Origin of the sequence: Paraburkholderia caffeinilytica, assembly GCF_003368325.1 — a bacterium.
GTDB lineage: Bacteria > Pseudomonadota > Gammaproteobacteria > Burkholderiales > Burkholderiaceae > Paraburkholderia > Paraburkholderia caffeinilytica.
The window spans coordinates 1,947,093-1,969,779 of the sequence record NZ_CP031466.1 but is presented as its reverse complement, the minus strand read 5'-3'; the positions used below and the strand labels follow the sequence as shown (position 1 = coordinate 1,969,779).

Sequence of the window (22,687 nt, the reverse complement as noted above, 5' to 3'; positions counted from 1 at the left end):
GAACCAGCAGATGTCGGCATAGGGCGATGCCAGGCCGACGGCAGGCAGCGAATCGGGACCGGGCGCGAGGACCGTGGCACGCAGCATGCCCGCGCGCAAAGTGATTGTGTTAATAAAGTCGATCGACAACCGCGCACCGTTGCGCGGCAACACAACCACTCGCTTCCCTCTGCCGATGAAAACCTTTCTGCTTTATGCCGTGACCGCCATTGCCGAGATCGTCGGGTGCTATTTGCCCTGGCGTTGGCTGAAGGAGGGGGGCTCCATCTGGCTGCTGGTGCCTGGCGCGGCGAGCCTCGCATTGTTCGCCTGGCTGCTGACGCTGCACGGCGCCGCCGCAGGCCGCGTGTACGCGGCTTACGGCGGTGTGTATGTGGCGGTGGCGATCGCGTGGCTCTGGGGCGTCGACAACGTGCGCCCTTCGCTCTGGGATGCGGCCGGCGTGGCATTCACCCTGGCCGGCATGGCGATCATCGCGTTCCAGCCGCGCGTTTGATGCCGACTGATGCCGGCTGATGCCACACGAGCACGCCGCGAACACATGCCTGTACGCGGTTCACGCGCGGTTCGCCCGCGGCCGGCGTGCGGTTCATGTGCTGCTCATGCGGCAATCCCATGGCGCCCATGCAACAGCACCTACGCCTTCTTACTTGATGCCGCCCAGATAGTCGAGCTTGCCAAGTTCGACGCCGTTGTGACGCAGAATGTCGTACGCCGTCGTGACGTGAAAATAAAAGTTCGGCAGCACGAAGCCGAGCAGATATGACAGCCCTGTGAACTCGATCGGGCCAGTGCGCATTTTCAGTGTGATCGGACGTTCCTCCGATCCATCGATCTGTTGCGGATTGAATTCCTTCAGATAATCGATCGTCTTTTGAAGGCGGGCATCGAGTTCCTCGAAGGTCTGTTCGACGTCCTCGTACTTCGGCGCTTCGACGCCAGCCAGACGCGCGGCGCAGCCCTTCGCCGTGTCGCTCACGATATAGACCTGGCGCACCAGCGGCAGCATGTCCGGCGCGAGGCGGGCGTTCGTGAACACCGACGGGTCGATCTGTTTCTCTGCTGCGTGCGCCTCGGCCTTGCCGAGGATGACTTGCAGGTTGGTCATGCCGCGCATCAGCACGGGCAGAGATGCTTGATACATCGAAATTGACATGGGGTTCCTCTGATTCTTCGATCGTGCGCACGGGTAGCGCGCGAGGCGCTGCAACGGCTGGATTGCCGCTTCAGCATCATAGCGCGGGTGCTGCACGATGCGCATTGGTCGAACCCGCCGTTGGCCATTCGGACAACTGCCGCGCGCACAGGAACTGTGTTCGAATGCATAGGTCGGACGGTTTGGCGAAGTCCTTGAAACAGCAACCCGCCAGCAACCCGCCGCTGGTCGCGAGGCGGTGGGTCCGTGCAGGCGCGTGCCGCGCGTGGAGCCGATCGTGCGCTCCGCGCCGTCACGCTAACAGGAGAATCGACACCATGGTCAATAGACAACCGCTGCCGGGAAGCGAGCGAAAGGCAGAACAAGGTTCGACTGTCGTTGGGCAATGCGATCCGGCAGAGCGGATCGAGGTTTTCGTGCTGCTGCGCCGTCAGCGTCAGGCGCAGTTCGACGCCCTGATGAGCAGGATCGAAGCGGGCGACCCGAGTGTCAAACCGCTATCGCGCGAGGTTTTTGCAAAAGATTACGGCGCCGCGCCGGACGACATCGCCAGGGTCAAAGCTTTTGCCGCCGCGCATGGCTTGACTGTGGTGAGGGAAGATCCGGCAGCGCGTTCGGTCGCGCTGAGCGGCACGATCGCGCAGTTCGAGACTGCGTTCGGCGTCAAGCTGGAGCACTACCAGCATCACTCGGTGGGCCAGTTCCGCGGCCGCACCGGCACGATCAGTGTGCCGGACGATCTGCACGGCATCGTGCAAGCCGTGCTCGGCCTCGATAACCGGCCTCAGGCGCGGCCGCACTTTCGCATCCGGCCGCCGTTCGAGCCGGCCAGAGCGCATCAGGCGTCCTTTACGCCGCCTCAGCTCGCGTCGTTGTATCAGTTTCCGCAAGGCGACGGCAGCGGCGAGTGCATCGGCATCATCGAACTCGGCGGCGGGTACAACACGTCCGATCTCAAAAGCTACTTTGCGAGCCTCGGCGTGGCTTCGCCCAAGGTGAAATCGGTCGACGTCGATCAGGGCAGCAATCAGCCGAGCGGCGACCCGAACGGGCCGGACGGCGAAGTCACGCTCGACATCGAAATCGTCGGTGCGATTGTGCCTGGCGCGACGATCGCAGTCTATTTCACGCAGAACAGCGATGCCGGTTTCATCGACGCGGTGAGCCGCGCGGTCCACGACACGACCAACAAACCCTCGGTCGTCTCGATCAGTTGGGGCGGCCCGGAGTCGAACTGGACCAGCCAGTCGCTGCAGGCGTTCAACAGCGTGCTGCAAACGGCTGCGGCCCTCGGCGTAACGGTCTGCGCGGCCTCGGGCGATAGCGGCTCGAGCGACGGTTCCGGCGGCGATCAGGTGGACTTTCCCGCGTCGAGTCCCTATGTGCTGGCATGTGGCGGCACGAGCCTGACCGCGTCGGGCACATCGATTTCGCGTGAGGTGGTGTGGAACGACGGCGCACAGGGCGGCGCGGGCGGTGGCGGCGTGAGCCGGTCCTTTCCGGTGCCGGTGTGGCAACAAGGTCTGTCGGTCACGTCATCGAGTGGCGCAAGGACGGCGCTCAGCGGGCGCGGCGTGCCGGACGTGGCAGGCGATGCATCGCCTGCCACCGGTTATGTCGTACTGATCGACGGCACACAGACCGTGGTCGGCGGCACTAGCGCGGTCGCGCCGCTATGGGCGGCGTTGATCGCGCGGATTAACGCGGCGAAAGGGCAGCCGGCCGGTTTCATCAACCCGAAGTTGTACAAGACACCGGCTGCCTTTAACGACATCACCCAAGGCAACAACGGCAGTTTCGCCGCATCGCCGGGCTGGGATGCGTGCACGGGACTCGGCAGTCCCAATGGTCAGAAGGTGGCGGCAGCACTATAGTCTGATGAGTCGCGGTGCAGTTCGGAAGGCGCTTCGCCGACAGTCGGCCGAGGCGCTTACCGGTTGTCCGCGCTTGTCTCGAGGTGCGTCGCGTTCAGGCCGCAGGCGGTACGGTGCTTGTCTTCAGGAGACGCAGGCAGCGCAGGGCACACAAGTGACATCAAGAGACATCAAGAGAGACACACCAAGACACACCAAGACACACCAAGACGTTAACGAACCCATGGAGCGATCATGACGAACACCGAGTCAGCTTCCGTTAGTCCGCAGTCGTCACATAACGCGCATGCGTCGCCCGCAACGGCCGCCGCCGGTGCGTCGCACAAAGCCGGAGCCGGAGATCAGCCGTTTTTCGATCCGGTTGCTTATGGCAACGGGCCGGACGATTCCGTCACCGATACCACTGAAACAGCGGCGGTGACGCACCATTCGACCACGATCGGCGGCCAGAAGATCAACTACACGGCAACGGCGGGCCACCTCGTCATTGTCGACCCGAGCAGTTCACAGCCCGAAGCCAAAATGTTCTACGTCGCGTTCACGCAGGACAACCAGAAGGAAGAAACCCGCCCGGTGACGTTCTTCTACAACGGTGGCCCGGGTTCGTCGTCGGTGTTCGTGCTGCTGGGCTCGTTCGCGCCGCGCCGCATCAAGACGTCGATGCCTGGTTTTACGCCGCCGGCGCCGTATTCGATGGAAGACAACCCGGACAGCCTGCTCGACAAGAGCGACCTCGTCTTCATCAATCCGGTCGGCACGGGTTACTCGGCGGCCATTGCGCCGAAGACGAACCGCGCCTTCTGGGGCGTCGACCAGGACGCGGACTCGATCAAGCAGTTCATCAAACGTTTTCTCACCAAGAACAATCGCTGGAATTCGCCGAAGTATCTGTTCGGCGAGTCTTACGGCACGGCGCGTAGTTGCGTGCTGGCGTACCGGTTGCATGAAGACGGCGTCGATCTGAACGGCATCACGTTGCAATCGTCCATTCTCGACTACACGCAGTCCGGCAACCCGGTTGGCGCGTTGCCCACAACGGCGGCTGACGCGTGGTATCACAAGAAACTCGGCATCGCGCCGCGGCCGACCGACCTCGGCACGTTTGCCGAAGAAGTGGCGCAATTCGCGCGCACGGACTACCTGGCGGCGCTGCGCAAGTTTCCGACGACGGATTCCGCAACGGTCGAAAAGCTCAGTGAATACACCGGTATCGATAAAACCACCTTGCTCGCCTGGAGCCTCGATATCGCGTCGTACGACAGCCGCGGCAATTCGCTGTTCCTGACCACGTTGCTGAAATCGCAGGGCCTCGCGCTCGGCGAGTACGACGGCCGCGTGACGGCGATCAACACCGGCATTGCCGGCAAGATCGACCCGAATTCCGGTGGCAACGATCCGACCATGACGGCGGTGACCGGCGTCTACACGACGATGTGGAACGTGTATCTGAACGAGCAGCTGAAATACACGTCGAATTCGGCGTTCACGGACCTCAACGATCAGGCATTCCAGTATTGGGACTTCAGTCATATCGATCCGACCGGCGCGCAGAAGGGGCTCGACGCAAAGGGCAACATCATTCTGTACACCGCCGGCGACCTTGCCGCCGTGATGGCGTTGAATCCTGACCTGAAGGTGCTGTCGGCGAACGGTTTCTTCGACTACGTCACGCCGTTCTATCAGACCGTGCTCGATCTGCAGCAAATGCCGCTGGTCAGCCAGCAGGTCCGGCAGAATCTGTCGGCGCGTTTTTATCCGTCGGGGCATATGGTCTATCTCGACGGTGGCTCGCGTACCGCGCTCAAGGCGGATCTCGCCAAGATGTATGACACGACGGTGTCCAATACCCAGGCGCTCGGGCGGATCCGCGCCTTGCAGGCTCGGGTGGTGCAGAAGGCGAAGTAACTGGCTGTTGCGCCCGTGCCTGAGTTGTGCCTGAACCGTGCCTGGGTCTCGCCTGGGCGCGGTGCGGGCAATCGTGTTGTCTTCGTACTGCGGTTCGGAACGGTCCTGCCACGTGTATTCGTGCACGTCAGGACCGCGCCGGCGTTCCCCTGTGAGCGCATCGGGACGCATCGTCACTCACCTGCGTATGCAGGCCTTTTTCGCACGGGGATATTGGATGTGTTTTAATCAGTCTGCGAATTGAACTATTGCGCGACCCTCCCGGCGCGCCGACGAATGAACGCAGGCATTGCAGATGGGCGTCGCATCATCCAGCACAGCGACGCAACCAGCAGCACATACCAGGCGACTCCGCCAACGCTCGCGCGCCGGTACGGCGTCGTGCGTCCTGCCCGCGGGATGCGCCTTGCGTTCCTGCTCGGCTTCGCCGCGATACTCGCCTTGCGCGTCGGCGAAGTCCGGGCCCAGGATTCAGCGATGCTCGACGAGCGCGTCACGCAGGAGTCGGTCGGTGAAACGATTTGCCGACCCGGCTATGCGGACACGGTCGCACCGCCGTTCGACGAGTTGATGGCCCACAAGGATCGCATGCTTGCCGCGCGCGGCATCGATGCCGACAACGGCGCCGCTTTCGCTCTGGACAGGCGCGTGCCCATCGTGCTCGGCGGCTCGCCGAATGCACCCTCCAATCTCGATCTCCTGCCGTGGGCAGGCCACCAGGGCGAACGTCGCAAGGCGCGCGCCGCGGTCATGCTCAAACGCTGCGTTTGCGAAGGGAAGCTGAGTCTCGCGGAGGCGCAAGCGGCGATCGTCGGTAACTGGTCGGTGGTCTATTCCGGCTTCAGCCAGACGTCTTGCGACGTAAGCCGTCTCGACGTTGCAACCGGCGACAGCAACGCGCGAAGCGACGGTCGTGACAGCGCGCCATGAGGCCGCCTGTTCTTGCTTGCGTCGACGATCCGTCCGCGGCGCTGGTTCACGTGCCGTAAAGCAGGAACGCATGGTGGGTGAGCGCGGCCAATGTGCAAGCGGTGGACTGATCCCGACGATCAGTCCACCCTTTGCACACGTCCCCCGAAGGATGCCTGCGGCGATGCATGTCGCTGTCCGGTGCGGCCCGGTTTTTGCGTCCAGCGTCCGCGTCTGGTGCGTGTGCCGGGCCTGCACCACTGAATGAACATGTGTTTTGCTATTTTTACCGCTGCTTATTCAGGTACAGTGCATCAACGGAAATCTTTTTAGGTCCGTTTTTACGACATCGTGTCGCATCGCTTTTGTTGTTGATTGTGGCTATCCTGAAAACAGGACGAAATTCGAAGGGGAGATTTAAATGATTGCCTTCTATCTGACATTGGCTGCATTGGGTGCGGTCGGCGCCGCCTTGATCCGCCAACTCGCGGCTGCTCAGGCGAAACAGCGTGCAGCGCTGCGCCCGGTGCGGGTGCAGGCCGCGGATCGCAGCGCGCGCAGAGGATAGGCGGCATGAACCTGATCGTGCGCAATATCGCGGAATCGTGCACCGAGCAGGAAGTACGGGAATTCCTCAAGCATGAGCTTGGGCATTACGCGAAACACGTCGAGGTGGTCGACGCCGGGAAGCCCAGCGCTTACGCCACGGTCGAGTTAAACGCGGAAGTGCCCTATGTGGGCGAGGTCATCGCGCGACAGATTCACGGCAAGCATTTGGGCGGCCTGGCGCTCGAGGCGAGCGCCGATCTGTTCAGCAACGACACGCCGCCTGCTCACTGACTCTGTCGCAACTGCGCTTACCGCAACAGAATTTGCCGATTGCTTCAAATGCGCCGAGTGGGGAGAACGCGCCGCGTCGGTCGCATATTCCTGACATGCATCTTCCGCGCGTATTCTGGTAGTTACCCCTTTCTTATTCTCCGCCCGTCTTCTCCGGCCAATCGAACGGTGTGTAGGGCAACGCCCGCTTGTGCCGCGTGACGTCGTAGAAACGCAGGACAGTTTCGCGCGTCGTGTCGCTCACCGGCTTGCCTTCCAGAAAGTCGTCGATATCGTCGTAGGGGATGCCGTACGCGTCTTCGTCGGGTCGTTGTGGGCGCAACATTTCCAGGTCGGCGGTCGGCACTTTGTGCGCCAGCGACTCGGGCGCGCCCAAGGCTTTGGACAATGCCCGCACGCGACGCTTGTTCAGGCCCGTGAGCGGCAGCACGTCGGCGCCGCCGTCGCCGAATTTCGTGAAAAATCCCATCACCGATTCGGCCGCGTGGTCCGTGCCGATCACCACGCCCGCCCGTGCGCCAGCTACCGCGTATTGCGCGATCATTCGCTGCCGCGCCTTGATATTGCCGTGGACGAAATCCTGCTGTGAGTCATCGTTAAATTGCACGCCGCTGTTATCCAGGGCAGCGAGCATGGCATCGGCGGCGGGTTTGATATCGATGGTGAGATTCTCGTCCGCACGGATGAAGCTCAAGGCCTGCTGCGCGTCGGCTTCATCTTTTTGCACGCCGTAGGGCAAACGAATTGCGACGAAACGCGCGTCGTAATGTTCGGCGCGCAGCCGCTCGACCGCGAGTTGCGCAAGCCGCCCGGCGGTTGTCGAATCGACGCCGCCGCTAATGCCGAGCACATACGTTTTCAGGCCGTTGCGGCGCAGATAGTTCGCCAGAAAAGCGACCCGGCGCTCGATTTCCTGCGTGGCGTCGAACTCGGCGGCGACGTGCATTTCCGCTGCGATGCTTGCCTGGCGTGCGGCTGGGTCTTGTTGCGTCATGTTCCTGTTTTCTCCGTGTGCGATGGTGCGAGTGTGAACCATGAACGCTCGCGCGGATTGCACGAGTGATCGGCCCACGATCGAGCCGATTCTGCGAGCATGCCGTGTCGAATCAGTTTCGCGGTTTTATCGCGGATATTGGCTTTCAATTCACTTTGCGCTGCTTTTAAAAGCGCCGCGCGGAGCGTTGAATATTGGCTGCAAATACGATGATTTGGGTTGATTGGCCGAGTCTTCATCGACAGATGCCAATGTGCTTAGTAACATCCTCGTTCCGAGCGCCGCATGAGCCGGCGAGCAGTCAATAATAATCAGGTTTGCTCAAATACGCGATGAACTACCCCAATCGGCCTCGCCAGCCTGCACCGGACCGCCGTACTTCCGCATCGGTAGATCGTCGAAGTGACGGGATGTGGATGTCGGATTTACGTTTCGTGTCGCGTTTCGCGCGTGCGGTTTGTTCAGTGCGCTATCTGACGCGCGCGCTGGCGGCCGTTTTTTGCGCGCTGTCATGTGGCGTCGCCATGGCGGCGTCGGGCGCAGACTTGACTTCGGCGTCGGGTGTCACGTCTGCCCGGCCATTGGCATCCGTGGCAGCAAAGCGCCCGGCGCATGCGGTCGACGCTTCTGCGGTTACCGCGCCCGATGCAGCCGGCGTGGTCGACCCGCGTCGTGCGCTCCTGTTGCGGAACGTGTTCGCGCAAGACGTGACGCGCCGGCTGAAGGTGCCGTTCGCCGAACAACGCGCCTATGCCGATCGCCTGCAAACGGCGCTCGGCGAGCACATGCTCGGCAATCTCTCGGGCGAGTATGTGGTGGTGGTCGATCGCAACGCCAACGTTCAGGCGCTGTTCATCTATGTCCGGGCAACGCCTTCCGATAGCTGGCAGATGATCGGCGCATCGCCGGTCTCAACGGGCCGGCCGGGCGAGTACGACCACTTCATCACGCCGCTCGGCGTGTTCGAACATACGCCGTCGAACATGGACTTTCGCTCTGAAGGCACGCTGAACGAGAACCACATTCGCGGTTACGGCAAGCGCGACATGCGGATCTTCGACCTCGGCTGGGCGCAGGGCGAGCGGGGTTGGGGCAAGGGCGGCATGTCGCAGATGCGTTTCCAGATGCACGCCACCGATCCGGAACGGCTCGAACCGCTGCTCGGTATTCGTCATTCGAAGGGTTGCGTGCGGATCCCCGCGTCGCTCAATGCGTTCATCGACCACTACGGCATTCTCGACGCTGAATATGCCGCGCTGGTCGAGTCCGGCAAATCGCTGTGGGTGTTGAAGAGCGATCGCCAGGTGACCCCGTGGGCCGGGCGCTACATCGTCGTGGTGGATTCGGCGCGCAAGAGCCGCCCGGCCTGGGCGCCGGCCCCCGGCAGCAAGGTGCGCGCAAAAGTGCCGGCCGGCGCCGATACAGCGGATTAGGCGGTGGGCTGGGAGGTGGGCGAGGGTGCTGAGCCGATATCGAACCGACCACGTTCGCGCGACCATGCAGCCCAGCACGTGTGACGAACGCGCATTGACCGACGCAGGCTGGTCTGGGCCGATCGAAGAATACTCACGACCGCGCCAGCACCACGCCCACCAGCGCCACGGCAAATCCGGCGATCTGCACCGGCAGCAGCGTTTCGCCGAAGCCAACATACCCTTCGAGCGCGGCGAGCGGCGGCGCGAGAAACATCAACGCGGTGGCGCGCGCGGCATTGCCGCGCCTGACCATCCACACCAGCAAGGTGACGCTGATGCCGGACAGCATGACGATGCCCCACGCCAGCGACCCCCACAACGTAGCCGATGCAATCCAGCGATGCTCGCCGAGCGCCAGCGCAAACATCGCCGCAACGGCCGCCGCGCCGAAATTCTGCACCGCACTTGCGCTGCGGATATCGGCCTTTGCCAGCGAAGTCTTCTGAAACAGCGTGCCCGCCGTGATCGCGCCGATCGCGACGATCGAGATGAACACGACCAGCCAAGGTGGCGCGTCGCCGTGCGGGGTGGGCGGTGCGGCTGCGGCGAGTTTCGGTTCGAGAACCAGCGCGACGCCGGCGAGGCCGAGCGCCATCCCGGTCCAGCCGCGCCGCGAAAGCCGCTCGCCGAATAGGGGAGCCGCGACGGCGGCGGTCGCGAGCGGCTGCAGCGCGCCGAGCAAGGCCATCACACCCGCGCTCAACCCCTGTGCGACGGCCCAGTAGCCCGCGCCGAGATAGACGCCTTGCAGCAGCGCGCCCGCTATCAGGTGCTTGCCGAGATCGCGGCCGGTCGGCCACGCGGCACGGGTGGCGAGTGCGGCAAGCGCGAATATCAGCGCGGTGCCGCCGAAGCGTGCGAGCAGGAACAGATTGGGGTCGGCATACGGTGTGATCGCCCGGGCGACCACGAAACCGGTCGACCACAACACGACGAATACGGCGGCGATTGCAGAGGCGAGCATCGGAGACGGGTAGCGTGAAAAGCCGCCATCTTGCCAGGACGCAAGACGCGCGTCTTGTTCGAAGCTGCAATCATCACCACATCAACAAGACGGTCCCCGCGCCGAGCACGCCGCCGCACACCGCGCAAGCCCACAGCAGCACGCGCGTGCGTCGATATTCGCGGCTGATGTCCAGCATCAGTTGCGCGTTTTGCTGCGGCGTGCGGGCGCGATCGTGCTCATGCTGCAGATAGCGCACGGCCAGTTGCGGCACGCGCGGCAGCATATGCGCCAGATGGGGCAACTCACGCGAGATGCGCTTGATCCAGCCACGGTGGTCCATGTCGCGCCGCGCTATGTTCGCCAGCACGCCGCGTGTGACATTCCACGTATCGACGCCCGGATGCAGCGCACGCGCCAGCATTTCCGCCTGCTGGAAGGAGCGCTGCGCGGTGGCGAGCCGCGCGGACACGGCGCCGTCGAACGGATGCACCGCGTGCAGTAGATGATGAAACAGCGAACCCGCCGAGCGGACTTCCGGCGCGGCGGCGAAGTGCGCTTCGGCGCGCGTGCGCAACTCGGCTTCGAGCATCTCCTTGCGCGTGTCGTTCGACACATGCCCGGCGTCGCGATGCAATTCGGCGAGCCGGCCGTAGTCCTGGTCGAACAGCGCGGTCGCGCCGTGCACGAAGAATTCGCGCTCGTCGGTCGACAGACTCGACATGATCGAAAACTCCGCCAGTACGAGGCGTCCCAGCGTGTCCGGTTCGATGCTCACGCGCACCCGGCGCGCGTCGAGCGTTGCGTGAAAGAAGCCGTGCTCGAACGCCTGTTCGGTCACCACCTCGACAATATGCGCGGCCAGCGGCGCAAGCTTGACGTGATGCGCATGCAGGCCGGGCAGGTCGTTTGCGGGCAAGGTGCTGACGCGTTGCATCGTCAGCGTGAGGTTGGTGCACAGGTCCCAGATCACATTCGGCACGACGATGCGCCGGTCGCCGTCGAAATGATGGCCGGTCTGGCTCAGATTGGCGGCTTCGGCGCGTAGGTCGAAGCGGCGCAGGATGTCGTCGGTGAAGGTCTGTGCCAGCGTGCGCAGTTGCAGGCGGCGGGCCGAGCCCGAAAGCTTCTCCAGCCAGCGCGCGACCCAGCGCAACAGCGCGAGTTCGTCGCCGATCTGCTGCAACTGATCGGCGCGCACCAGCTTGATGGCCACCTCGCGATGGCCGTTGACCGGCACGATGAGCCGCGCGAAGTGCGTCTGTTCGGCGAAACCGCCGCGCACCGGCACCAGATCGACCGCGCTGAAGATCGTGGCGAGCGGCCGGCCGAATGCGTGTGCCAGAGCCTGTTCGGACGCTTGCGGCGGCAGCGGCGCTTCGAGATGGTCGATCGCGTCGATGGCATCGTGCAAGGTGCCGGTCGCGAGTTCGGGCCGCTCGGCGAGAGTCTGCGCGAAGCGGCTCGCGAGCGGCCCGAGCGCGGGCAGCACGCCGTGCAAGCTCGCGCCGCTGCGCCCGGCCGCGTGCACGCGGCCGATCAGCTCGATCGTCCAGTGCAGTTTGTGGTCGGATGGGGCGGCAAGCCAGATCAGGCGTGCGCCATAACGCAACGCGTGGAACAGCAGCAGTAAGCGGCGAAACAGTGGCGGCATCGGCAGTTCGGTTGACGGACCAGGCGGCATCGACTGGCGTCGGCGCGCGGCCAGGGCGTTCAGGTTAGCAGGTAAGCGCGGCAAGCGGAGCATCCCCGCGCTATGCGTAATACAATACGCCGGCCTTTGCTAACCGTGGCGAAACCCAAGCGTGCCGGTTCCCGGCCTCCAACAGATGCTCGCAGAACAACGTCACCAATACATCCTGGCGCAGGTCGCCAAAACCGGCGCGCTCTCGGTCGCTGAACTGGTGCGCGAACTGAATGTGTCGCGCGAGACGATCCGCCGCGATCTGAACGCGCTGGCCGGGCGCGGTCTGCTCGTCACGACCCATGGCGGCGCGCTGTCCAGCGACCGGCGCGAGCCCGACCTCGATACGCGCGAAGCCGCCAACGCCGGCGCCAAGCGGGCGATCGGCGAACGCGCGGCCGAGTTCGTGCCGGACGGCGCCTCGCTGATCATCGATTCGGGCAGCACCACGCAAGCGGTGGCCCGGGCGTTGCTCGACCGGCACCGCCTGTCGGTCTATACGAACGACTGGCGTATCGCGCTGCTGCTCGGGCGCCGCAACGATAACCGCGTGACGCTGCTCGGCGGCGAACTGTCGGATATCGAAGACGCCACCTTCGGCCTCGACACAGTCCATCAACTGACGCAGTACCACGCGGACTTCGCCTTCATCGGCGCGGGCGGTATCTCGCCGGACGGCTACCTGACCGACTACAGCCGCATGGCCGCCGAAGTGCGCAGCCGTATGATCGCCGCCGCCGACATGGTGGTGATCGTCGCCGACCACTCGAAGTTCGGGCGCGTGACGCCGGTGCGGATCAACGGCATTGAATCGGCGCGCTATCTGGTCACCGAACTGGCGCCGGAGAAGGCGCTCGGCAAGGCGATCACGGCGCATGGGCCGGAAATACTGATTGCCTGAGCACTTGGGCAACGGAGCACTTTGGTAGCTAGGCGCCCGAGCATCTGAGCACCGGAGAAGCGGAGCACCCGAACGCATGACCCCGCGCCTCGCGTACCCCGGCTACACGGCTGCCCCGCAGCATCCAAGTCACTTCACGCAAATCCCAAGCCCTTTCAGCGCACGGTCGATCGCAGCCACCGCGTTACGCAGTTCGTCCGCATCGATCGCGCCGATGCAACCCACGCGAAACGTCTCCACTTGCGTGAGCTTGCCCGGATACAGCACGTAACCGGCTTCGCGCACCGCAGCATAAAAGTTCGCAAAATTCCACGCGGGGTCGCGCGGTGCGTGAAACGTGACGATCACCGGCGCCTGCACCTCGGGTTTCAGAAACGGCTCGAAGCCGAGCGCTTTCATGCCGCTCACCAGCGCCGCACAGTTCCGCGCGTAGCGTGCGCCGCGTGCCGCTTGTCCGCCTTCCGCGATGAACTGATCGAGCGCCTCACGCAGAGCCGCGACCACATGAGTCGGCGGCGTGAAGCGCCATTGCGTCGTCTTCTGCATATAGGCGTATTGATCGTAGAGATCCAGCGCGAGCGACGGCGAGCGTCCCTCGCTCTGCTCCAGCACGCTGCGCCGCACAATCACGAATCCCATCCCCGGCACGCCTTCCAGACACTTGCCGCTTGCCGAGATCAGGGCGTCGATGCCGCCGCGCCGCAAATCGATCGGCAGCGCGCCGAACGAGTTCATCGCGTCGACGATCAGGCTTTTGCCGTGCCGCTGACACACCGCGGCGATATCGTCGAGCGGATTGAGCAGGCCGGCGCTCGTTTCCAGATGGACTTGCGCGACGTGAGTGATATGTGAGTCGCGATTCAAGGCGTCTTCGACGGCGGCTGCGCTGACCGGTTCGTCCTCGCGCAGCGTCAGTTCCACGTAGGCAATCCCCATGCGCTGCAATATCCGGATCAGACGGGCGCAATACGCGCCGTTGTTCGGAACCAGTACGCAGCCTTGACGCGGCACCAGCGTGCCGAGCGCCGCTTCGATGGCGAACGTGCCGCTGCCTTGAAGCGGCACGCATGCATAGTCATTTTCACCCTGTACGATTTTCAGGAGGTCGGCGCACACGCTTTGGGTCATACGGTTGAACGCGGCGTCCCACGAACCCCAGTCGCGCAGCATCGCCTCGCGGGTTTGCGGCGAAGTGCTCAACGGGCCAGGGGTCAGCAGGATAGGGTCGTTTCCAGGTATCACACAGCCTCCTTCATTAGATGAATGTCCGTCGCCCGAACAGGGGGGCGAAAAGATCGACTTGGATATTATTGGCGAATTGTGTCATTTGTTGGAATTCGACAGAATAGTCATGGCGTTGTCATGGAAACCTGTGATCCTTGCTGTGCCCGTTCAGGCATGGCCGGCAGCGCGATGCGTAGGTAAGCTGTAAGTCAGGCTGGAGAGGAAGCGGCAAAGTTGTCGGCAATCTGCAATCTGTGCGATTCGGACGAAACTGCACGACAACTGGCTGCGGGCAACACGCAAGCGGCACGGCGCTACCGCCGTTCAATCACAACAGGTATCGGGATATCCCGACCGTCTGGTTTTTTGCCTTTCGGAGAGAGCGACATGACAAAGACAAATTCCCTTCACGCCACGGCTGGCCTCGCACGCAAACTGTTGCCGGCGCTGATCGCCGCGGCAGCGTTCGGCGGCACGGCGATGCAGGCCCATGCGGCTGACGCAGTCGTGCTGTATACCGCCGACGGCCTCGAGAACCTTTATAAGGATGTGCTGCCGGCCTTCGAAAAGAAGGAAGGCGTGAAGGTCAACATCGTCACGGCAGGTAGCGGCGAAGTGGTGAACCGCGCCACGATCGAGAAGGATCAGCCGAAGGCCGACGTGATCGTCACGTTGCCGCCGTTCATCCAGCAAGCCGACCAGGCCGGCCTGCTGCAGGCTTACCAGAGCGCCAACTACAAGAACGTGCCGGCGATCGCCAAGGCGCCGAACGGTTCGTGGGCGACATTCGTGAACAACTACTTCTCGTTCGCGATCAATCCGGACGTCACCAAGAACCAGCCGAAGACCTTCGCCGACCTGCTGCACCCGGACTACTCCGGCAAGGTCGCCTACTCGAACCCGGCCACGGCTGGCGACGGCATGGCGGTGATCATCCTGACCACGTCGCTGATGGGCGAAGACAAGGCGTTCGACTATCTGAAGAAGCTCGAAGAGAGCGCCAAGTTCCACACCAAGGGCACGGGCTACCTCGACGTGCTGCTTTCGCGTAACGAAATCGCCTTCGCCAACGGCGACCTGCAGATGGATCTGGACGATGCCGCGAACGGCGGCTTGTCGCTCAAGCCGATCTTCCTCGCAGCCAAAGCCGGCGATAAGCCGACCACCTTCCAGCTGCCGTACGCGATCGGCCTGATCAAGAACGGTCCGAACCAGGCAGAAGGCAAGAAGCTGATCGACTACCTGATGTCGACCGACGTGCAAGCCAAGGTGCCGGACATCTTCGGTATCCCGGGCCGCACCGACGTGCCGCTCGCCGGCAAGAACGGCGAAGCAGTCAAGCAGGCGATCTCGGGCGTGAAGCTGATTCCGGTGGACTGGACGCAAGTGATGGCGAAGAAGGCTGACTGGACGGCACGCTGGAAGAGCGACGTGATCGGTTCGTCGGGCAAGCAGATCGAAGTCGTCAAGCCGAAGTAAGCCGTCGCGTTTGTCGTTGAGTCAGGCGGCGCCTCCTGCATCCGTGCGAGGCGCCGTATCAGCATGAATCCAGTTGGAGGATGAATCCGGTGAATACGGCCAGTCTTGCTCACCCAGGCGCGCTCGGCGCCTCGCCGGACGCGCTTGACGGCGCGCGTTCGAACACGCCGGGCGGCGTGCAGATCGACCACCTGACGGTGCGCTTCGGCACACGCACCGTGCTCGACGATCTGTCGCTGACCATTCAGCGCGGCGAATTGCTCACCGTGCTCGGCCGCAGCGGTTGCGGCAAGACCACGCTGCTGCGCTTCATCGCCGGGTTCATCGAGGCGGACGGACTGTCGGGCACCTTGACCGTCGCCGGTCACGACCTGACGCACGTGCCGCCGCATCAGCGCAATCTCGGCTTGCTGTTCCAGAGCTACGCGCTGTTCCCGCATTTGTCGGTATTCGATAACGTGGCGTTCGGGTTGCGGGCGCGCCGCACGCCGTCGAAGGATGTCGCGCGACGTGTCGCCGACGCGTTGAAGCTCGTGCAACTGGGCGACGCCGGGCATCACATGCCCGCGCAATTGTCGGGCGGCATGCAGCAGCGCGTGGCTCTCGCGCGTGCGCTCGTGATCGAGCCCGATGTGTTGCTGCTCGACGAACCGCTTTCCGCACTCGACGCCAATCTGCGCGCCTCGGTGCGCTCCGAGCTGAAGGCGCTGCATGAGCGCCTGCCGAATCTGACGATCGTCTGCGTGACGCACGACCAGGACGACGCGCTGGTGCTGTCCGACCGCACGCTGCTGATGCGCGAAGGCCGCATCGCGCAACTCGGCACGCCGCAACAGTTGTACGACACGCCGAACGACGGTTTCGTGGCGCGCTATCTGGGCGCGGCCAATCTTTTGCCGCCGCAGGTCGCATTCGGCATGGACGACGTGCGCTACAACGAGCGCGAGCGGGTCGCGTGTCTGCGTCCGGAAGCGTTGCGCATCGTGCCGCTCGGCGAAGGGCAGTTGCATGGCGCGATTACGTCGGTCGAATGGTACGGCGCGGTGCTGTCGGTGTCGGTCGCCCTCGACGCGATGCCTGACGAGCCGGTGCTCGTCACCATGCAGCGCGGCCAAGGCATGATGCCGGAGAAGGGCGCGCGTGTTTCCCTGCGTTATGAGGCTGACGATGTCGTCCTTATCAACCCCTGATAGCCCCAATTCCATAAGCGCGGCCGCTGCCGACGCCCGTCGCAGCGCGAGCGCGGCCTCACACACGGCGGCGGTGAAGCGACGCGAACGGGCGGCGCAATGGCACCTGCTGTTCCTTGCAGTGGTCGTGCTGGGTCCGCTGGTAATCTACCCGCTCGTGCGCCTGGTGCTGCTGAGTTTCACCGGTCCGCACGGTTTGAGCCTGCAGGCCTACTCGATGTTTTTCGGCAATCCGGAAACGCGCGGCGTGGTCGGCACGACGCTGTGGATTCTGTTTGTGAGCGCCGGACTCGCATCGTTGCTCGGCATTGGCCTCGCGGCGCTACTGTTCTTCAAGCCGTTTCCCGGCGCGCGCATGGTCACGCGTTTTCTGGAACTGTTCGTCGCGTTCCCGTCGTTTCTGGTCGCGTTCACGCTGATCTTTCTGTATGGCTCGCAAGGCTCGGTCAGCATCGCCTTGCAGCAGATGTTTCATCTCGAAGCGCCGCCGTTGAATTTCCTGTTCGGCGTGGGCGGCGTGATTCTCGCGGAAGTGGTGTTCTATGCGCCGTTCGTCGTGCGTCCGACGCTGGCGTCGTTCGCCACGCTCGACATGCGTCTGATCGAGGCGGCCCGAAGTCTCGGCGCAAGCGGCTGGATGGTCGCGTTCAAGGTGATCCTGCCGCTCGCGTGGCCGGGCATCGCCGCGGGCACGATCCTGTGTTTCCTGCTGACGTTGAATGAGTTCGGCATTCTGCTGGTGCTCGGCAGCGCGCATCTGATCACGCTGCCGGTGGCGATCTACAGTTCCGCGACCGTCGACCTGGATCTGCCGACCGCCGCCGCCGGCGCGGTCGTGATGCTGATCATGTCGTTGTCGCTGTATGCGTTGTACCGGCAGGTCAATCGTCGCAAGGTAAAAGGAGCGGGCCATGGCCGTTGAACTCGACCCGACCGTCTTGCCGGTCATGCACAAGAAGGCGCGGCCGGTGCGCCGCAGTCTGCCGGTGCGCATGCTCGGCGGTCTGTTTCTCGGTTTTGCCGCGTTGCTGTGTTTCTGGCTATTCGTCTTGCCGGTGGTGGTGGTCGCGCTATCGAGCGTGGCCGGACACTGGTCGGGCACGATCCTGCCTGACAGCCTCAGCATGCGCTGGTTCGAACGGCTCAGTTCCAGCGACTTCGACGCGCTGACGACGAGCCTCGGAATCGGCATGGGCGTCGCCGTGCTCGGCACGATCCTCGGGCTATGGCTGGCGCTGGCGCTCGAAGGCCGTGACCGGCGCGGTCTCGGCGCGTTCGTCGACACTATCGCGATGATGCCCAACGGCGTGCCGAGCGTGGTGCTCGGGCTGGCCGTGCTGATCGCGTACCACAAGCGTCCGCTCGACCTGTCGAGTTCGGCGGCCATCGTCGTGTTCGTGCAGCTCGCGCTGGTGCTGCCGTTCTGCTATCGCTGCGCGGCGGCCGCCTTGCGCCCGGAGTTGACCATTCTGCGCGAAGCGGCCGCGAGCCTCGGTGCGCCGCCGTCGATGGTCTTGCGTCGCGTCGTGCTGCCGCAACTGGTGCCGGCGATCCGCGCAAGTCTCGCACTCGGTTTCGCGCTCTCGCTCGGCGAACTCGGCGCCACGCTCACCGTGTATCCGCCGGGCTTCGCGACAGTGCCGATCGTGGTGGTCGGGCAGGTGGAGCGCGGGTATTACCTGCCGGCCTCCGCGTTGTCGCTGATTCTGCTGTTGGTTTCGCTTGCCGCGCTGCTGCTGATCGCGGCGCGGGTCCCGCGCCGTCGGGTGGACTGACGAGCACCTTCTGATGGTTGTGTTTGCGTGCGCATGCCAGGTGGCGGGTGCGCGAACACGCAAACACATATCGATGTGGCAAAATTTGTCAAAATGACCGAATATATGCAAACTGCTTCTGTCGATCCGATTGAGGTTGTGCGCAGGCATTCGCTGACGACGTTGGTCCGCGACGAAATCGAACGGCACATCGTCGACGGGGCGCTCGCACCCGGCGACAAACTCAACGAAGCCGACTGGGCCGCACGTCTGCAGGTATCGCGCGGGCCGGTGCGCGAGGCGTTTCGCGCGCTGGAACAAGCGGGCCTCGTGCGCACCGAGAAAAATCGCGGTGTGTTCGTGCGGACTGTGTCGCTGGCGGAAGCGGACGAGATTTACGCGGTGCGCGCGGTGCTTGAAGAAGCGGCGTGCCGGATGCTGGCCTTGCGTATCGATGCGCAGAAGCTTGCCGTGTTGCGCGAGTGGCTCGACGCGATGCGCGCCGCGCTCCACGCGCAGGATCACGATGCCTACGCGCGCGCCAATGTGGCGTTTCACGACGCGATCGTGGCGGCGTCGGGCAATCTGAAGCTGTATGAGACGTATCGAAGGCTGGTGAGCGAATTGAGTCTGTTTCGCCGCGCCGCGCTGGTGGTGCGTGCCGACGCGATGGAACGCTCGCTCGCCGAACATCGTGCGATTCTGACGGCGCTGGCCTCGCGCGACGCCGAACATGCCGCGGCGCTGATGCATGCGCATGTGAACGGCGGCCTGCAGCGCGCACGTGAGGCGTGCGAACCGGCGGGGTCGTTGGGCGCGGTGCAGAGGTCGGCGGAATCGGACGATTGAGATGGGCGGCAACGGATCGACCAGGGCACGCGTGTCCTCAACGGATGGAAGGTAACGATGGCAAACGCAAGCGAACGTACGATCGAAGTCAACGGCCGCAGCTACCGGCTGCCTGCGCAACCGACGGTCGTGGTGTGCGTCGACGGCTGTGAATACGATTACCTCGAAGCCGCGGTCGCGGCGGGTGTCGCGCCTTTCATCGGCAAGATGCTCAAAGGCGGCGCGGCCTTCAAGGGCGACTGTGTGATTCCGTCGTTCACCAACCCGAATAATCTCTCGATCGTGTGCGGTGTGCCGCCCTCGGTGCACGGCATTTGCGGCAACTACTTCTGGGACCCCGACGCGAACGGCGGCGAAGGCGCGGAAGTGATGATGAACGATCCGGCCTATCTGCGCGCGGGGACCTTGCTGGCTGCCGCAGCGGAAGCCGGCGCGGGCGTCGCCGTGGTCACCGCGAAAGACAAGCTGCGCCGTCTGCTCGGCTGGCAATTGAAGGGCATCTGCTTTTCGGCGGAAAAAGCCGACAAGGTGACGCGCGAAGAAAACGGCATCGACGAAGTGCTCGATCTGGTCGGCTTGCCGGTGCCTGATGTGTATAGCGCGGGGTTGTCCGAGTTCGTGTTCGCCGCCGGCGTGCGGCTCGCCGAAACCCGCAAGCTCGACCTGATGTATCTGTCGACCACCGACTACATCCAGCACAAATGGGCGCCGGGCAGCGAAGGCGCGAATGCGTTTTACGCGATGATGGACGGCTATCTCGCGAAGCTCGATGCGCTCGGCTGGGTGATCGGCTTGACCGCCGACCACGGCATGAACGCCAAGCACGACCCGAAGACCGGCGAGCCGAATGTGATCTATCTGCAGGACGTATTGGACGATTGGCTTGGGCACGGGAAAGTGCGTGTGATTCTGCCGATTACCGATCCGTATGTCGTGCATCACGGCGCGCTCGGTTCGTTCGCGACGATTTACCTGCCGCACGATGTGAGTGTCGCGAAGGTGATCGAACGACTCGGCGGTTTGCCCGGCATCGAGGTCGTGCTCGACAATCGCGCGGCGTGCGAGCGCTTCGAACTGCCGAACGACCGCGTCGGCGATATCGTTGTGGTCAGTACCCGGCATGTGGTGCTTGGCACGCGTCGCGACGAGCACGATCTGTCCGGATTGACCGTGCCGTTGCGCTCGCACGGCGGCATCTCCGAGCAGGAAGTGCCGCTGCTGTTCAATCGCCGCGTCGAGGGACTGCCTGCCGCCAATGTTGGTAAGCGGCTGCGCAACTTCGATATCTTCGACGTCGCGTTGAATCGTGTGTCGGCATCATGAACGCCATGCTGCGGGACCATCCGGCGTTTCGCGCGGAAGCACTGCGGCTCAAGGGCGAGCATGCGACGCGCTCGCGCACGCTCGACGTGTTCGATCCGTTTAGCGGGACGCGGGTGGGCACGGTCCCGCTGGCGAGCATCGACGACGTGCGCGCCGCATTCGAATACGCCGCCGCTTATCAGGCGAAACTCACGCGCTACGAGCGCTCGCAGATTCTCGAACGCGCTGCGGCGTTGCTGCGGGAGCGGGCCGAGGAGGCCTCTGATCTGATTTCGCTCGAGTCGGGTTTGTCGAAGCAGGACTCGCGCTATGAGATCGGCCGCGTCGCCGATGTGTTCAAGTTCGCCTCGATCGAAGCCTTGCGCGACGACGGGCAGAGCTTCTCATGCGATCTGACGCCGCATGGCAAGAAGCGCCGGGTGTTTTCGCAGCGCGAGCCGCTGGCGGGTGTGATCGTCGCGATTACGCCGTTCAACCACCCGATGAACCAGGTTGCGCACAAAATCGCGCCGGCTATCGCAACCAATAATCGCGTGGTGCTCAAGCCGTCCGAGAAGGTGCCGTTGTCGGCGTTGTATCTGGCGGACATTCTTTATGAAGCGGGTTTGCCGACACCGATGCTGCAGGTGTTGACCGGCGATCCGCGTGAAATCGCCGATGAACTGATTACGCACCCTTTGGCCGATCTCATCACTTTCACGGGCGGCGTGGCGATCGGTAAATATATTGCGGCGAAGGCGGCTTACCGGCGTGTCGTGCTGGAACTGGGCGGTAACGATCCGCTGATCGTGCTCGAAGACGCCGATCTCGAACGTGCGGCGACGCTTGCCGTGCAGGGTTCGTATAAGAACTCCGGGCAGCGGTGTACCGCGGTCAAGCGGATGCTGGTGCAGAAGAGCATCGCGGCGGACTTCACCGATCTGGTCGTGGAGAAAACGCGCGCATGGACCTACGGCGATCCGTTCGACGCGTCGAATCAGATGGGCACGGTGATCGACGTCGCCGCGGCGCAACTATTCGAGGCACGTGTGAATGAGGCCGTCGCGAGTGGTGCGCGCTTGCGCATCGGTAACCAGCGCGACGGCGCGCTTTATTCGCCTACGGTGCTGGATGGCGTCGACCCGTCAATGACACTGGTGCGCGAGGAAACGTTTGGACCGGTGTCGCCGGTCATTACCTTCGATACGCTCGATGACGCCATTCGTATCAGTAACGGGACGCCGTTCGGATTGTCGTCCGGCGTATGCACGAACCGGCAGGACGCGATAACACGCTTCATCAATGAATTGCGCGTGGGGACGGTCAACGTGTGGGAAGTGCCAGGATACCGGATCGAGCTGACGCCGTTCGGCGGCATCAAGGATTCCGGGCTTGGCTATAAGGAAGGTGTTCAGGAAGCGATGAAGAGCTTCACCAACCTGAAGACCTTTTCATTACCGTGGGAGTAAGAGCGTGGCACTGAGTCTGAACGACATTCGTTCGTTATTCGAGCAGTACGGCAGTCTTGCCTATAGCGGCGAGCCGGTGACGCAGCTTGAACATGCGCTGCAAAGCGGCGCACTGGCGCAAGAGGCAGGTGCCGGCGATGAACTCGTCGCCGCCGCGTTTCTGCACGACCTCGGCCATCTGCTGAATCTGCAAGGCGAAACGCCGACGGAGCGGGGCATCGACGATCTGCATCAGTATTTCGCGTTGCCGTTCTTGCGGCCGGTGTTGCCGGACGCGGTGCTGGAGCCGATCCGGCTGCACGTCGACGCCAAACGCTGCCTATGTGCCATCGACGATGCGTATTTTGGCCAGCTTTCCGCCGATTCGGTGCGGAGCCTGGAACTGCAAGGCGGCATCTTCAGCAAGGAAGAGGCTGAAGCGTTCCTGCAGAAGCCCTACGCGGAAGACGCATTGCGTCTGCGCAAGTGGGACGATCGCGCAAAAGAAAAGAACCGCGCGACGCCGGAGCTGGATCATTATTTGAGCGTAGTCGAGCGCGTGATGCAGAAGCGCGCGGCTGCCTGAACGAGGTGGTTGTCAGATGATCTTCGGGTGAGCTTGTTGTGCCACTCGTTTTCAATTCTCGCGCCATTTCCAGCGCAATCCATGCGTATCAAAATAGTGCTTGCAAGGGGCCGTGCGGCTCGCTAGAATCTCGCTCTTTCGTGCTCCGGACAGCGGGGTGCGGGAAGCGGGAGA

21 protein-coding genes are annotated in these 22,687 nt (G+C 63.5%); 16 read left to right on the top strand and 5 right to left on the bottom strand.

Annotated features, from left to right (window positions below; translation table 11 throughout):
- Positions 1 to 175 precede the first annotated feature (175 nt).
- Positions 176 to 496: a YnfA family protein gene (locus tag DSC91_RS08770; protein ID WP_115779759.1), complete on the top strand. Its 321-nt coding sequence runs from the start codon at positions 176 to 178 to the stop codon at positions 494 to 496.
- 150 nt (positions 497 to 646) lie between these two features.
- On the opposite strand, the gene DSC91_RS08765 is transcribed toward DSC91_RS08770, so the two are convergent.
- A complete protein-coding gene (locus tag DSC91_RS08765) occupies positions 647 to 1,156 on the bottom strand; it encodes a DUF1993 domain-containing protein (protein ID WP_115779758.1) in 510 nt (169 codons plus the stop codon).
- A 317-nt stretch (positions 1,157 to 1,473) separates the two neighbouring features.
- Here DSC91_RS08765 and DSC91_RS08760 point away from each other — a divergent pair, with 317 nt between their 5' ends.
- The 5 genes from DSC91_RS08760 to DSC91_RS08745 all read left to right on the top strand — a co-directional run bounded on the left by DSC91_RS08760 (position 1,474) and on the right by DSC91_RS08745 (position 6,684).
- Positions 1,474 to 3,030 (top strand): S53 family peptidase, encoded by a 1,557-nt coding sequence (locus DSC91_RS08760; RefSeq protein ID WP_115777758.1) that lies wholly within the window; start codon positions 1,474 to 1,476, stop codon positions 3,028 to 3,030.
- Positions 3,031 to 3,264: 234 nt separating this feature from the next.
- Positions 3,265 to 4,935 carry a S10 family peptidase gene (locus DSC91_RS08755; RefSeq protein ID WP_115777757.1) on the top strand — a complete coding sequence of 557 codons (1,671 nt, stop codon included), beginning with the start codon at positions 3,265 to 3,267 and terminating at the stop codon, positions 4,933 to 4,935.
- Positions 4,936 to 5,211: 276 nt separating this feature from the next.
- The gene (locus DSC91_RS08750; RefSeq protein WP_115777756.1) at positions 5,212 to 5,865 is read left to right on the top strand and encodes a hypothetical protein; all 654 of its coding nucleotides are present in this window, start codon (positions 5,212 to 5,214) and stop codon (positions 5,863 to 5,865) included.
- A gap of 400 nt (positions 5,866 to 6,265) precedes the next feature.
- Complete coding sequence (locus tag DSC91_RS37820) at positions 6,266 to 6,412, top strand: hypothetical protein (protein WP_167470495.1); 147 nt, start codon at positions 6,266 to 6,268, stop codon at positions 6,410 to 6,412.
- Between the two features lie 5 nt (positions 6,413 to 6,417).
- A complete protein-coding gene (locus tag DSC91_RS08745; RefSeq protein ID WP_115777755.1) occupies positions 6,418 to 6,684 on the top strand; it encodes an RNA-binding protein in 267 nt (88 codons plus the stop codon).
- 133 nt (positions 6,685 to 6,817) lie between these two features.
- On the opposite strand, the gene nadE is transcribed toward DSC91_RS08745, so the two are convergent.
- The gene (gene nadE / locus DSC91_RS08740) at positions 6,818 to 7,678 is read right to left on the bottom strand and encodes an ammonia-dependent NAD(+) synthetase (RefSeq protein WP_115777754.1); all 861 of its coding nucleotides are present in this window, start codon (positions 7,676 to 7,678) and stop codon (positions 6,818 to 6,820) included.
- Positions 7,679 to 8,094: 416 nt separating this feature from the next.
- Between nadE and DSC91_RS08735 the strand changes: the two genes are divergently transcribed.
- The gene (locus DSC91_RS08735; protein ID WP_229758165.1) at positions 8,095 to 9,111 is read left to right on the top strand and encodes a L,D-transpeptidase; all 1,017 of its coding nucleotides are present in this window, start codon (positions 8,095 to 8,097) and stop codon (positions 9,109 to 9,111) included.
- A gap of 133 nt (positions 9,112 to 9,244) precedes the next feature.
- Here DSC91_RS08735 and DSC91_RS08730 read toward each other — a convergent pair whose 3' ends face one another.
- The gene (locus DSC91_RS08730; RefSeq protein WP_115777753.1) at positions 9,245 to 10,117 is read right to left on the bottom strand and encodes a DMT family transporter; all 873 of its coding nucleotides are present in this window, start codon (positions 10,115 to 10,117) and stop codon (positions 9,245 to 9,247) included.
- Between the two features lie 73 nt (positions 10,118 to 10,190).
- Positions 10,191 to 11,750, bottom strand: a complete 1,560-nt coding sequence (locus DSC91_RS08725; RefSeq protein ID WP_115777752.1) for an ABC1 kinase family protein — start codon at positions 11,748 to 11,750, stop codon at positions 10,191 to 10,193.
- Between the two features lie 175 nt (positions 11,751 to 11,925).
- Here DSC91_RS08725 and DSC91_RS08720 point away from each other — a divergent pair, with 175 nt between their 5' ends.
- A complete protein-coding gene (locus tag DSC91_RS08720) occupies positions 11,926 to 12,681 on the top strand; it encodes a DeoR/GlpR family DNA-binding transcription regulator (protein WP_115777751.1) in 756 nt (251 codons plus the stop codon).
- Between the two features lie 129 nt (positions 12,682 to 12,810).
- Here DSC91_RS08720 and DSC91_RS08715 read toward each other — a convergent pair whose 3' ends face one another.
- Entirely contained in the window at positions 12,811 to 13,920 is a 1,110-nt protein-coding gene (locus DSC91_RS08715) for a 2-aminoethylphosphonate--pyruvate transaminase (RefSeq protein WP_115779756.1), read from the bottom strand.
- Positions 13,921 to 14,292: 372 nt separating this feature from the next.
- Here DSC91_RS08715 and phnS point away from each other — a divergent pair, with 372 nt between their 5' ends.
- The 8 genes from phnS to DSC91_RS08675 all read left to right on the top strand — a co-directional run bounded on the left by phnS (position 14,293) and on the right by DSC91_RS08675 (position 22,513).
- Entirely contained in the window at positions 14,293 to 15,384 is a 1,092-nt protein-coding gene (gene phnS / locus DSC91_RS08710) for a 2-aminoethylphosphonate ABC transporter substrate-binding protein (RefSeq protein ID WP_115777750.1), read from the top strand.
- Positions 15,385 to 15,473: 89 nt separating this feature from the next.
- On the top strand, positions 15,474 to 16,574 hold the full coding sequence (gene phnT, locus DSC91_RS08705) for a 2-aminoethylphosphonate ABC transport system ATP-binding subunit PhnT (protein ID WP_115779755.1): 1,101 nt from the start codon (positions 15,474 to 15,476) through the stop codon (positions 16,572 to 16,574).
- Complete coding sequence (locus tag DSC91_RS08700) at positions 16,552 to 17,496, top strand: 2-aminoethylphosphonate ABC transporter permease subunit (RefSeq protein ID WP_115777749.1); 945 nt, start codon at positions 16,552 to 16,554, stop codon at positions 17,494 to 17,496. Before phnT ends, DSC91_RS08700 begins: the two co-directional genes overlap by 23 nt.
- Positions 17,486 to 18,349, top strand: coding sequence for a 2-aminoethylphosphonate ABC transport system, membrane component PhnV (gene phnV / locus DSC91_RS08695; protein ID WP_115777748.1), 864 nt, complete (start codon positions 17,486 to 17,488; stop codon positions 18,347 to 18,349). The genes DSC91_RS08700 and phnV overlap by 11 nt, the downstream gene beginning before the upstream one ends.
- A 93-nt stretch (positions 18,350 to 18,442) precedes the next feature.
- Positions 18,443 to 19,177, top strand: coding sequence for a phosphonate utilization associated transcriptional regulator (locus DSC91_RS08690; protein ID WP_115779754.1), 735 nt, complete (start codon positions 18,443 to 18,445; stop codon positions 19,175 to 19,177).
- Between the two features lie 57 nt (positions 19,178 to 19,234).
- A complete protein-coding gene (phnA, locus tag DSC91_RS08685) occupies positions 19,235 to 20,500 on the top strand; it encodes a phosphonoacetate hydrolase (protein WP_115777747.1) in 1,266 nt (421 codons plus the stop codon).
- Complete coding sequence (gene phnY, locus DSC91_RS08680) at positions 20,497 to 21,948, top strand: phosphonoacetaldehyde dehydrogenase (protein WP_115777746.1); 1,452 nt, start codon at positions 20,497 to 20,499, stop codon at positions 21,946 to 21,948. Before phnA ends, phnY begins: the two co-directional genes overlap by 4 nt.
- 4 nt (positions 21,949 to 21,952) lie before the next feature.
- The gene (locus tag DSC91_RS08675; RefSeq protein WP_115777745.1) at positions 21,953 to 22,513 is read left to right on the top strand and encodes a phosphonate degradation HD-domain oxygenase; all 561 of its coding nucleotides are present in this window, start codon (positions 21,953 to 21,955) and stop codon (positions 22,511 to 22,513) included.
- The last annotated feature ends 174 nt before the right edge of the window (positions 22,514 to 22,687 follow it).